The 12641-nt window shown below is 72.4% G+C and carries 8 protein-coding genes; 5 read left to right on the top strand and 3 right to left on the bottom strand.

The window, feature by feature from the left end:
- Positions 1-1554: Hsp70 family protein (locus RM1_RS15775; protein ID WP_072752619.1), on the bottom strand; the 1554-nt coding region annotated here is incomplete at its 3' end.
- Positions 1555-1925: 371 nt separating this feature from the next.
- Here RM1_RS15775 and RM1_RS27060 point away from each other — a divergent pair.
- The 3 genes from RM1_RS27060 (at position 1926) to RM1_RS15760 (ending at position 8742) form a co-directional block, all read left to right on the top strand.
- A complete protein-coding gene (locus RM1_RS27060) occupies positions 1926-5285 on the top strand; it encodes an IniB N-terminal domain-containing protein (protein WP_072752618.1) in 3360 nt (1119 codons plus the stop codon).
- A gap of 134 nt (positions 5286-5419) precedes the next feature.
- The gene (locus RM1_RS15765) at positions 5420-7273 is read left to right on the top strand and encodes a dynamin family protein (protein WP_072752616.1); all 1854 of its coding nucleotides are present in this window, start codon (positions 5420-5422) and stop codon (positions 7271-7273) included.
- The gene (locus tag RM1_RS15760) at positions 7270-8742 is read left to right on the top strand and encodes a dynamin family protein (RefSeq protein ID WP_072752614.1); all 1473 of its coding nucleotides are present in this window, start codon (positions 7270-7272) and stop codon (positions 8740-8742) included. The genes RM1_RS15765 and RM1_RS15760 overlap by 4 nt, the downstream gene beginning before the upstream one ends.
- A gap of 124 nt (positions 8743-8866) precedes the next feature.
- On the opposite strand, the gene RM1_RS15755 is transcribed toward RM1_RS15760, so the two are convergent.
- Positions 8867-9451: a hypothetical protein gene (locus RM1_RS15755; protein ID WP_072752612.1), complete on the bottom strand. Its 585-nt coding sequence runs from the start codon at positions 9449-9451 to the stop codon at positions 8867-8869.
- Positions 9452-9476: 25 nt separating this feature from the next.
- A complete protein-coding gene (locus RM1_RS15750; protein ID WP_072752610.1) occupies positions 9477-9854 on the bottom strand; it encodes a hypothetical protein in 378 nt (125 codons plus the stop codon).
- Between the two features lie 357 nt (positions 9855-10211).
- On the opposite strand from RM1_RS15750, the gene dnaK reads away from it, so the two are divergent.
- A complete protein-coding gene (gene dnaK, locus RM1_RS15745) occupies positions 10212-12056 on the top strand; it encodes a molecular chaperone DnaK (RefSeq protein WP_072752608.1) in 1845 nt (614 codons plus the stop codon).
- The gene (gene grpE / locus RM1_RS15740; RefSeq protein WP_072752606.1) at positions 12053-12607 is read left to right on the top strand and encodes a nucleotide exchange factor GrpE; all 555 of its coding nucleotides are present in this window, start codon (positions 12053-12055) and stop codon (positions 12605-12607) included. Before dnaK ends, grpE begins: the two co-directional genes overlap by 4 nt.
- The last annotated feature ends 34 nt before the right edge of the window (positions 12608-12641 follow it).

Below are 12641 nucleotides of genomic sequence, written 5' to 3'. Positions count from 1 at the left end.
GGGGGCAGGCGCTGCTGCCGGGGAGCCGGGTGCGGCGGCGGGGGCCGCGGCACCGGTCGAGTTGGCGGAGGCCTGTCGAGCCACGGGACCCGCGTCGGACCGGATCGGGGCGCCGGTCGGGTCCAGCCGGACGGGGGATTCCCCGGTCGTCGGGCTCACGACGCCGTCGACGACCGGAAGGACGGTTCCGTTCGGTGCGACCGTGGTGGTGACGCTGTGGCCGCTGGTCGTGGCACCCCGGCTGGTGTCCGCGTTGGACGGCGTCAGCGCGCCGGTGCCGAGCGAGAGCCCGCCCGCGGCCAGCAGGGCGATCGCGGCGGCCGCGGCCGCGACGATGGCGGCCTTCTTGGGGGTCGAGAGCGATGCGCCCCGCGAGGCGGGCCGGATGCCGGGACGGGGACCCGTGGGCCCGGGCAGCACCGGTGCGACCTCCATGACGGTGGTCGCGGCGGCCGCGGCGGCAGGGACGACCGCAAGCGGCGCGGTGTTGGCGCCCTCCGCGGCGGCGATGATCGCGGCGCCTTGTGCGGCGGTTCGCTCGGGATGGGCGTCGGCGATGACGGGCAGCCGCAGCTCGGCGGAGAGCAGCTCGGCAACCAGCGGCATCGCCGAGCTACCACCGATCAGCAGCACCTGACTGACGTCCGACAGGTCGACGCCTGCGTTGCGCAGCGTCTCCCTGACCAGTTCGAGGGAGTCCGCCAGCGGCTCCCGGATCAGGTCCTCCAGCTCGGCCCGTACCAGCCGGACGTCGCTGTGCATGCCGGGCAGATCGATCCCGATCACCGTTTCGGTATCCGAGGACAGCGCCTCCTTGGCGGCGCCGCAGCGTGACCTCAGCTGCGCGAGTGCGTTCATCGTGTCGGGATCGAAGGGGTCGAGAGCGCCTGCCTCGCCGGCGACACCGTCGAGCACGTAGCGCAGCGTCAGGTGATCGAACTCGGATCCGCCGAAGTCCTCGGACCGCATCGGCTTCCCGATGATCCGGGGAGTCTCGCCCGCGCTGACCAGCGTCACGTCGAGGCTGGTGCCGCCCAGGTCGTAGACGAGCACCAGGTCGTCGGAGGTGCCTGTGACGTTGCGGGACCCGTTGCGCTGCAACCATGCGACCGCGGCCTCCGGCTCGGGGACGAGCGTGACCGCGGCGAGGCCGGCGCGGTCGAGCGCGGAGCGCAGCGCGTCGACCGTGTGGCTCGGCCAGACGGCCGGATACGCCGCCGCAACGGCAGGCGACTCGTCGAGTCCGGCCGAGGACGCCTCGATCAGGCACTGCATCGCGGTTACGACGAGGTCCTCGCCGGTGTGGGTCGAGCCGTCGTCCGCGACGAGTGCGACGGGATCGCCTACGCGGGTGGCGAAACCGGAGATGACGGTTCCACGTGGAACGTCCCCCTCGTACCGGTTGGGCACGCCGAGAACCGCGGGGGTGTCCCCGCCGAGCGCCAGGGTCGAACTCGCCGTGATCGACGGTCCCTGCGCGTCGGCGGTGTGCTCGAGGGCGGCGACCGCCACCGAGTTCACGGCACCGACGGTGAGTCCGAGTCCAACAGTCATCGAAGTGTTCTCCCGTGCTCGCCCCGGGGCTTCCGCCGCCGGGGTGGCTGACAATTCTCCCCGTGGCCTGTGCCAGGGGCGGGTGGCGATTTCCCGGGTTCTTGGTCCGGGGGTGGGGGCCGAACCTGGCCCCCGCTGTTGCCCACTGTGTCGGGTCACGCGCGTGTTCCGTTACCGATTCGGCGACAAACGCGCAGATGGGGGAGGTATCCCCTAACGGGGGGTGATCCCCTATCGGCCCCACCCCCCACGCGGCCTGCGAGGCAGGGGAGTTCACCCCGTTGGGGCGGGCTGTCCGCGTACCTAGCGTTGAGGGCAATCGTTTCGCGTCGTCTATCGCGATCCGTTCGACCAGACCTCAGGAGATCGACATGACCACCAACGCTCTTCTCGACTTCATCCTCAGCCTCCTGCGTGATGACGAGGCGAGGGCGCTGTACTGCCAGAACCCGGATGCGGCGTTGGCCGCCGCCGGGCTGGGCAGCGTGTGCGCCGCGGACATCTCCGCGGTGGCCCCGCTGGTCGCCGAGTCGGGTCTGTTCGCGGGCGCGGCGGGTGAGCTGACGAGCATCGTGAACGCCGGGCTCGGCACCGCCGCCGGCGGCGCACTGGGCGGCGCACTGGGCGGTGGTCTCGGCGGTGGCCTCGGACTGGGGGGTGGCCTCGGTCTGGGCGGCGGCCTCGGTCTAGGCGCAGGCGCGGGCCTCGGGCTCGGTGGTGGCCTCGGTCTCGGCGGCGGCATCGACCTCGGAGCGGATCTGGGCGCGGCTCTGAGCGCAGCGCTGGGGGCTGCCCTGCAGATCGGTGGTCAGATCGGTGCCGATCTCGGTGCGGCCATCGGTGCGGCCCTCGAGGCCTCGCTCGGTCTGGGTGGCGTCGTGGACGTGAACGCCGCCCTGGGGCTGGGTGGGGCGCTCAGCGGTGCGCTCGGCGGTGCGCTCGGAGTCAGCGGTGACCTGGTGGCCGAGCTCGGTGGCGCGCTGAACGCCGCGCTGAGCGGGGTGACCGACCTGGACCTGGGTGGGGCGCTCGACCTCGGTGCGGTGCTGGGCAGCGCCCTCGAGGTCGGCGGCGACATCGGCGCCGACCTGGGTGTCGCGCTCGGAGGGGTGCTCGGCGCCGCGTTCGGTGCGGGCGGCGACCTCGGTGGCGCGTTGTCCGCCGCGTTGGAGGGTGGCCTCGATCTCGGCACCGCGCTTGGCGGCACTCTCGGCGGCGCGCTCGGCCTCGGCGGCGAGCTGACCTCCGGTCTGACCGGTGCGCTCGACGCGGCGCTGGGTCTGGGTGGTGGCCTCGACCTCGACGGTGTGCTCGGCCTCGGTGGCGGCCTGACCTCGGGCCTGACGGGCGCCCTCGATGCGGTGCTCGGCTTGGGCGGTGGCCTCGGCGGCGGACTGGACCTGGGCGGTGACCTCGGTGCGGCGCTGAGCGCGGCACTGGGCGGCGCGCTCGGTGCGGGTGGCGATGTCGCCGCCGATCTCGGTGGCGCGCTCGGCGGCACGCTCGGCGCCCTGGTCGATGCGGGCGCTGGCCTGGATCTGGGCGGGGACCTCGGTGCCACTCTCGCGGGTGCGCTGGGCGGTGCGCTCGGGGTGGACGGCGGCCTCACGGCCGGGCTCGGTGCCGCGCTGGACGCGGCGCTTGGTGCCGCGGGCGGACTCGACCTGGGCGCGGAGGGTGGTCTCGGCGGATCGCTGAGCACCGCGCTCGAGGGCGTGCTCGGCGCGGGCGGGGAGATCGGCACGGATCTGGGGGCTTCGCTCGGAGGGGTGCTCGGGGCGGCGCTCGGTGCCGGCGGCGGCCTCGGTGGCGCGTTGTCCACCGCACTGGAGGGAGGCCTCGATCTCGGCACCGCGCTTGGCGGCACTCTCGGCGGCGCGCTCGGTCTGGGCGGCGAGCTGGGCGGCACTCTCGGCGGTGCGCTCGACGCGGCGCTCGGTGCGGGCGGTGGCTTGGACCTCGACGGTCTGCTCGGCCTCGGTGGCGGCCTGACCTCCGGCCTGACGGGTGCGGTGGATGCGGCGCTGGGTCTGGGCGGTGGCCTCGGCGGCGGACTGGACCTTGGTGGTGACCTCGGCGCCACGCTGAGCGCGGCACTGGGTGGCGCGCTCGGTGCGGGTGGCGATGTCGCCGCCGAACTCGGTGGCGCGCTCGGCGGCGCGCTCGGCGCCCTGGTCGATGCGGGCGCGGGCCTGGATCTGGGCGGTGTGCTCGGCGCGGGCGGCGAGATCGGTGGTGACCTCGGCGCAACGCTGGCGGGTGCGCTCGGTGGCGCGCTCGGGGTGGACGGCGGTCTCACGGCCGGGCTCGGTGCCGCGCTGGACGCGGCGCTTGGTGCCGCGGGCGGACTCGACCTGGGCGCGGAGGGTGGTCTCGGCGGATCGCTGAGCACCGCGCTCGAGGGCGTGCTCGGCGCGGGCGGGGAGATCGGCACGGATCTGGGCGCCTCGCTCGGCGGGGTGCTCGGTGCGGCGCTCGGTGCGGGTGGCGACCTCGGTGGGGAACTGGAAGCGGCGCTGGGCGGCGCGGCGGGCGGCACCGGCGAGATCGACCTCGGCGGCGCGCTCGGCACGGTCCTCGGCGGCGCTCTCGATCTCGACGGCGGCCTCGCGGGCGGGCTGGGCACGGCCCTCGAGGGCGCGCTCGGTGCGGGCGGCGCGCTCGACCTCGGCGGAGACCTCGACCTCGGCGGGGCCCTCGGTGGCGGCCTGGACCTGGGCGGCGCGGTCGACGGTCTGCTCGGCGCGGGCGGCGGCTTGGACCTGGGCGGCACGCTCGGCGGCCTCCTCGGTGCGGGTGGTGGGCTCGGCGTCGGTGGCGGCGCCGGCCTCGACGCGGATATCGACGCAGGCCTCGACGCGGCGGCGGGCCTCGGCGGTGGCCTGGACGCGGTCGCGGGCCTCGGTGGGGGCCTGACCAGCGGCCTGGCAGGCGGTCTCGGTGGCTTGTTCGACGCGGGCGCTGGCCTCGGCGGCGGCCTGACCGGTGCGCTGGGCGGAGCCGCGAACGCGGGTGCGGACCTGGGTGGCGCGCTGTCGGGTGTGGCGAACGCGGGTGCGGAGCTCGGTGGTGGCCTGACCGGTGCGCTGGACGGCGCGGCGAGTGCGGGCGCGGAGCTGGGTGGCGGTCTGACCGGTGCGCTGGACGGCGCGCTGGGCGGCGCGGCGAATGCGGGTGCGGAGCTCGGCGGCGGTCTGACCGGTGCGCTGGACGGCGCGGCCGACGCGGGTGCGGACCTGGGCGGCTCCCTGTCGGGTGTGGCGAACGCCGGTGCGGACCTGGGCGGCTCCCTGTCGGGCGTCGCGAACGCCGGTGCGGAGCTCGGCGGCGCCCTCTCGGGTGCCGCGGACGCGGCCACGGACCTGACGACCGGCCTCGACGCCGTCGCGGGCCTCGGCGGCGCGGTCAGCGGTGCGGTCGATGCGGGCATCGGGGCGGGCGCGAGCGGCGCGGCCTCGGCGGGCGGCGAGCTCGGCGGCGCCTCCGACCTGGTCGGCGGGATCAGCTCCGGCCTCGGCGGTGCCACCGCGGCCACCGGGAACGCGTGGTCGTCGCTGGACGCCTCGAACGCCTTCGGAAGCGAGGTCAGCACCACCAACGAGGCGGACGCCGGGTTGTTCGGCGAGGGGCTCGGCGGCATCGGCGGCGGCCTCTTCGGAGACGCCGACGCGAGCGGCGCCGCCGAGATCGGCGGCGAGGCGGCTTCGCACGCGGATCCGCTGCTGCCCTGATCGACCTGTAACGGAGCCGGCCCCGTACGCGTTATTGCGTGTGGGGCCGGCTCCGTGCTGGATACCGTGAAAATCGCTCGCCGCGAGCGTCCGTTCGGGCGCCCGCGGCGCAGAGGGGATTGTGGGTCGGGTTCATGGACAACGCAGCTGCTTCGGCAGTCGAACGCACCGCCGCGGCACAGGCGACGGCCGCGGAGATGGTGGCGCTCCTCGAGCGGACCGGGGGCATCGCCCGGACCGCCGGGCGAGCCGATCTGGTGGACCGCCTGGAGCTGGCCAAGAGTCGCGTGCTGGACCCGCGGATGCGGATCGTCGTGGTCGGCCCGCTCAAACAGGGCAAGAGCCAGTTGGTGAACTCGCTGCTCGGCCTGACCGTGTGCACGGTCGGTGACGACGAGACCACCGCGGTGCCGACGGTCGTGCAGAACGCGCAGACCGCGAGCGCGGAACTGGTCCTCGCCGAGCCGGGAGCCGACGCCGTCCGGGTGGCGCTGCCGCTGGAGGAACTGAGCGCCGTCACGCCGTCGACCCCGCTGGCCGGGGGACGTGAGGTGTTGCGGGTCGAGGTGAACGTGCCGAGCCCGCTCCTCGCCGACGGTCTGGTGCTGGTGGACACCCCCGGCGTCGGTGGGCACGGAAACCCTCATGCGGCAAGCACTCTCGGCCTCCTGCCCGCCGCCGACGCGGTCCTGGTGCTCTCGGATGCCAGTCAGGAGTTCACCGAGCCGGAGGTCGCGTTCCTTAGGCAGGTGCTGGGCCTGTGCCCGGCGGTGGCCTGCCTGATCAGCAAGACCGACCTGTACCCGCACTGGCGGGAGATCGTCGAGGCGGACCGCGGCCACCTCGGCCGCGCCGGGCTCAGCGTGCCGTTGATCCCGGTGTCGTCGGCGCTGCGCTCGCACGCGGTGCGGCTGCAGGACGAGGAGCTGAACGTCGAGTCGGGGTTCGCCGACCTCTACGCGTTCCTGCGCGAGCAGGTGGTGGCCAGGGGGGACGTGACCACCCGACGGGCGGTGGCGCTGGACGTGCACTCGGTCACCGAGCACCTGACCCTCGCGCTCGGCAGCGAGCTCGCCGCGCTGCGCGACCCGGCCAAGGGTGCGGCGGCCGTCGCGGAGCTGCAGAAGGCCAAGGTCGCGGCGGAGGAACTGCACAAGCGCACCTCGCTGTGGCAACAGACGCTCTCCGACGGCGTCACCGACCTGGCCGCCGACATCGACCACGACCTGCGGGACCGGCTGCGCCGCGTCACCCGTCAGGCCGAGGAGTCCGTTGACGAGGGCGATCCGGGCAAGGACTGGGCTGAGCTCGGCGAGTGGCTCGAGCAGCAGGTCGCGACCTCGATCGGCGACAACTTCGTCTGGGCGCACGATCGCGCGATCTGGCTGGCCGAGGTGGTGGCCGGGCACTTCGCGGAGTCCGGGTCGGTGGACCTGCCGCACCTCGACGTCGCGGACCTGGGCGGGGTACTCGAGCCGGTCAGCTCGCTCGCCGACCTCGAGTCGGGGAGCATCGGCATCACCCAGAAGATGCTCGTCGGCATGCGCGGCTCGTACGGCGGCGTGCTGATGTTCGGGCTGATCACCACGCTGATGGGGATGGCCCTGGTGAACCCGATCTCGGTGGGGGCCGGGCTGGTGCTGGGCACCAAGGCCTATCGGGACGACCGGGAACAGCGAATCCTCAAGCGCCGCAGCGAGGCGAAGGCCGCGATCCGGCGGTTCGTCGACGACGTCAGCTTCCAGGTGAACAAGGAGTCGAAGGACCGGCTGCGGCTGATCCAGCGACTGTTGCGCGACCACTTCACCGCCATCGCCGAGCAGACCCTGCGCTCACTCAACGACTCGCTGCGCGCCGCGCAGGAGGCCGCGAACCTGGCCACCACCGAACGGACCCAGCGGGCCGCCCAGATCGAGCAGGACATACGCGCGCTGAACGAGCTCAAGGAGCTTGCGGCACAGATCCTCCCGGTGGAGATCGGTCGGTGAGCGGGGGCGCGCTGGCACAGGCGCGGGCGCTGATCGGTGCGGCACGCGAGGCGTATGTGGGCGATCCCGCGGTGCGCGGGCAATTAGACGAGTGCGCCGAGCGGATCGATCAGCCGCTCCGGGTCGCGCTCGCCGGCTCGTTGAAGGCCGGCAAGTCGACGCTGCTCAATGCGCTTGTGGGGCAGGACATCGCGCCGACCGATGCCACCGAGTGCACCCGCGTCGTCACCTGGTACCGGCAGGGCCCGACGCCGACGGTCACGGCGTGGTACCACGGCGACCGGTCCTTCAACGTGCCCGTCCAGCGGCGCGAGGGCAGCAGCCTCACCTTCGACCTCGGCGCGATGACGGCCGCGGAGGTGGACCGGCTGGACGTGGAGTGGCCCGCGCGGGCGCTCACCAACACCACGATCATCGACACGCCAGGCACGTCCTCGCTCTCGCGCGACGTCTCGGCCCGCACGCTGGAGATGCTCACCCCGGAGGACTCGGCCTCGGGCGCGGATGCCGTGGTGTACCTGCTGCGCACCCTCGCCGCCACCGACGTCGCCTTCCTCGGCCAGATCGGCTCGCACGTCGGCGGCGAGTCCGGCCCCCTCGGGGTGGTCGGGGTGGTCTCGCGCGCGGACGAGGTGGGGGCGGGCCGTCTCGACGCGATGATGTCGGCCAAGGAGGTCGCGTCCCGCTTCGCCACCGAGTTGGAGCTGACGGGGCTGTGTCAGGCGGTGGTCCCGGTGGCCGGGCTGCTGGCCCTTGGCGCGCGGACGCTGCGGCAGCGCGAGTACGAGGCCTTCCGTGCGCTGGCCGAGGTGCCGCCCGAGGACCTGCAGCTGGCGATGCTGTCCGCGGACCGGTTCGCCCGCCCGGACAGCCCGCTGCCGGTGGACGCGCACACCCGCGCCCAGTTGGCGCACCGTTTCGGTCTCTTCGGAATCCGGTTGGCGGTCACGCTGATCAAGCTCGGCACGCCCGATTCGCCCAGTCTCGCGACGCAGCTCGTCGAGCGCAGCGGCCTCCACGAGCTGCGACAGGTGATCGACGTGCAGTTCGGTCAACGGGCCGATCAGCTCAAGACGCACTCGGCCCTGCTCGCGCTCACGCGTGTGCTCTCGGCCAACCCCCGCGCCGAGTCCGCGCCGATCCGCGCGGCGGCGCAGCGTCTGCTCGCCGATGTGCACGGCTTCCAGGAGTTGCGGCTGCTGGGCCGGTTGCGCTCGACCCGGCCGAACCTGTCCGACGAGGACGTCGCGCAGCTGCAGCGGCTGGTCGGGGGGTTCGGCATCGGGCGCAGCGAACGGCTCGGGCTACACCCCGATGACGGTGTCGCCGCGGAGCGGGCCGCGGCCCTCGCGGCGGTGCGCAAGTGGCGGACGTGGGCCGAGCATCCGCTGCTGGACCAGTTCACCGCGCGCGCCTGCGGGATCGCCGCGCGCAGCGCAGAGGGTGTGCTGGCCGAGCTGGCCGGGTAGTGCCGCGTCCCGGTGTCGTGCGCACACACCTCGTGACGCCATCACACAGGGTTTGGGCGCTCAGGCGCTGTGCGATCCCGGCAAAACCTGTGTGAACGTGGGGGATTCGCGGTGGCCTCGGCGGTCAGTGCCGGAGCCAGCGGCTCACTCCGGGGGCGAAAAGCGCCGCGACGCCGACGGCCACCAGTCCGGCGTAGACGAGCGGGGCCCACTCCAGCACGCCACCGGAGGCCTCGCCCGCCTCGACCATGAGCGACCAGAACACGATCGCGGCGGCGACGGAGACGACGCCGACCACCGCGAGGGCGAGCCGGGCCGCGTTGCGTCGCCCGCCGAGCAGGTGCAGACAGATCAGTCCGGCGACCAGCAGCAGCGCGGCGGCCGATGCGCAGCCCAGCAGGGTGACCGAGACGGTGTCGGCGATGTCGCGGTTGGAGGTGCCCGGCCGTTCGGCGGACAACGCGGACTCGAGCGCGTCGCGGACCGCGGTGAGCTTGAGCGCGGTCGCGGCGCCGATGCCGATCAGGACGGCGAACGAGCCGATCCAGGCGGACCGGGCGACGGTGATCGCGCGCGGCGTGGTGTCGGTCGGCGCCGGGCGCAGCGGGGTTGCGGAGAACTCCGGGCGCGGCGGCTGCGGGCGGTGCGGCGGCTGCGGGGGTGCGGCCTGGGGCGGGACTCCGAACTCCTGCTCGCCTGCGTTGTCCATGCTTGGGATCGTAGGCCGAGCCTCGCTAGGCGCCGTACTCCCACACGTTTTCGCCCGGGGTGCACGTGATCACCCTGCCGTCTCGCGTCTGTGACCTGTCTTCGACCGAGGAGTCGCAGGGCGACCCGAAGTCGTGGACGCCGTTGATAGCTCCGTTGGTGCCGGTCCAGACGCCCCCGTCGGGGCTGTGGACACAGGCGAGCTGGTTGCCGGTGTCCCCGTCGACGCCGACCCGATTCTCCGAACACGGTCCGCCCTCGGACCCGACGATCGGATCGACGGCGGGCGGGTGCACGCCACCGGGATGCGCGACGGCGGCGCCGGCGAACCCGAGCGCGGGCAGGCCGATCAGGGCGGTGACGGCAGCGGCGCGGACGGCCGCGGTGATTCGGTTGGTGGACATGACGACAGACCATTTCGTGTGTGGTGGTGCGGCCGAGGGTCGCCGGACACTTCCAACGCTATGGCGGTCGTCGGCCGCACACCATCACCAGAAGGGGTGGAAGCGCTCATCCCGCTTCCGTGACCGATTGTGGCGGGCGACACACCCGTGTCCCGGGAACAAAACCCGAACCGTCCCCGTTGACCATTTCGACAACCTTGAGTGAACCAGACTCAAGTTCGAGCTTGACTCCCACGCTGATGGGTTGCAAACTTGAGCGTGTAGCACTCACTTAGGGTGAGATGGCCAAGAAATGCCAGCACAACCAGCCCCGGCGCCTTCGTCGCCGGGGGTGCTGCGACAAGTAGGAGGAACACTATGGCTCGTGCGGTCGGAATCGACCTCGGGACCACCAACTCGGTCGTGTCTGTACTCGAAGGCGGCGAGCCCGTAGTGGTCGCCAACTCCGAGGGCTCGCGCACGACCCCGTCGATCGTCGCCTTCGCCAAGAACGGTGAGGTGCTGGTCGGCCAGCCCGCGAAGAACCAGGCGGTCACGAACGTCGACCGCACCATCCGCTCGGTCAAGCGCCACGTCGGTACCGACTGGAATGTCGAGATCGACGGCAAGAAGTACACGTCGCAGGAGATCAGCGCGCGCACGCTCATGAAGCTCAAGCGTGACGCGGAGGCGTACCTCGGTGAGGAGATCACCGACGCCGTCATCACCGTGCCCGCGTACTTCGAGGACGCGCAGCGTCAGGCCACCAAGGAAGCCGGCCAGATCGCCGGCCTCAACGTGCTCCGCATCGTCAACGAGCCCACCGCGGCCGCGCTCGCGTACGGCCTGGACAAGGGCGAGAAGGAACAGACCATCCTGGTCTTCGACCTCGGCGGCGGCACCTTCGACGTGTCCCTGCTCGAGATCGGCGACGGCGTCGTCGAGGTCCGCGCGACCTCCGGCGACAACCACCTCGGTGGCGACGACTGGGACGAGCGCATCGTCTCCTGGCTCGTCGACAAGTTCAAGGCCACCTCGGGCATCGACCTGACCAAGGACAAGATGGCCCTGCAGCGTCTGCGCGAGGCTGCCGAGAAGGCGAAGATCGAGCTGTCCTCCTCGCAGAGCACCTCGATCAACCTGCCCTACATCACCGTTGACGCGGACAAGAACCCGCTGTTCCTCGACGAGCAGCTGACCCGCGCCGAGTTCCAGAAGATCACCTCCGACCTGCTCGACCGCACCCGTGCGCCGTTCCAGGCCGTGATCAAGGACAGCGGTATCTCGGTCAAGGACATCGACAACGTCGTGCTCGTCGGTGGCTCCACCCGCATGCCCGCCGTCTCGGACCTGGTCCGCGAGCTGACCGGCGGCCGTGAGCCCAACAAGGGCGTGAACCCGGACGAGGTCGTCGCCATCGGCGCCGCCCTGCAGGCCGGCGTCCTCAAGGGCGAGGTCAAGGACGTGCTGCTCCTCGACGTCACCCCGCTCTCCCTCGGCATCGAGACCAAGGGTGGCGTGATGACCAAGCTCATCGAGCGCAACACCACCATCCCGACCAAGCGCTCGGAGACCTTCACCACGGCGGACGACAACCAGCCGTCGGTGCAGATCCAGGTGTTCCAGGGTGAGCGCGAGATCGCCTCGCACAACAAGCTCCTGGGATCCTTCGAGCTCGCGGGCATCCCGCCGGCCCCGCGCGGCGTGCCGCAGATCGAGGTCACCTTCGACATCGATGCCAACGGCATCGTGCACGTGACCGCGAAGGACAAGGGCACCGGCAAGGAGAACACGATCAAGATCCAGGACGGCTCCGGCCTGTCCAAGGAGGAGATCGAGCGGATGGTCAAGGACGCCGAGGCGCACGCCGAGGAGGACAAGGCCCGCCGCGAGGAGGCCGAGGTCCGCAACCAGGCCGAGTCGCTGGTGCACCAGACCGAGAAGTTCATCAAGGACAACGAGGACAAGGTGCCCGCGGACGTCAAGGAGAAGGTCGAGGCCGCTATCACGGAGGCCAACACCGCCCTTGCCGGCAGCGACATCTCCGCGGTGAAGTCCGCGGTGGAGAAGCTCGCCACCGAGTCCCAGGCCCTTGGCGAGGCGATCTACAAGGCACAGGCCGACGAGGCCGCGGCAGGCACCGATGGCGCAGGCCCGAGCCAGGGCGACGACGTCGTCGACGCCGAGGTCGTGGACGAGCCGTCCGATCAGGACAAGAAGTGACCGAACGCGACGCCGACCGCGAACCAGTAGTCGACACCGAGACCCCGGCCGCCGCTGATGCGGCGGCCGGGGCCGCGGCTGACACCGAGGACACCGTGGACGAGCTGCTCACGCTGTCCTCGGAGCTAGAGAAGGCCAGCACCGAACTGGGCTACGCGAAGGCGGAGATCGCCAACATTCGCCGTAACGCGCTCGTCCGGATCGACCAGGCCGTCGCGGCCGAGCGGGCCTCCGTGGTCGGCAAGTTCCTCGACGTGGTGGACGACCTGGACCGGGCGCGTGCGCACGGTGACCTGGAGTCGGGCCCGCTGAAGGCACTGTCCGACAAGCTCGCCGGGGTGCTCGACGGTCTCGGCCTCGCGGCCTTCGGCGAGGAGGGTGACACCTTCTCCCCGGAGCTGCACGAGGCCGTGCAGGTCGAGGGCGACGGCGACAATCCGGTGCTCGGGACGGTCCTCCGCAAGGGCTACCGCCTCGGCGAGCGGATCCTGCGGACGGCGATGGTGACGGTCACGGACGGCGCGCCTGCGCCGAACGAGGCCGCGGAGTAGTTACACAGGAAGCAACGAGAGGAGGAGACGCCCG

The organism is Rhodococcus maanshanensis NBRC 100610 (genome assembly GCF_001894865.1).
In the GTDB taxonomy this organism is placed as follows: Bacteria; Actinomycetota; Actinomycetes; order Mycobacteriales; family Mycobacteriaceae; genus Rhodococcus_G; species Rhodococcus_G maanshanensis.
The sequence above is the reverse complement of the archived record's forward strand: the minus strand, read 5'-3'. Positions and strand labels throughout refer to the sequence as shown.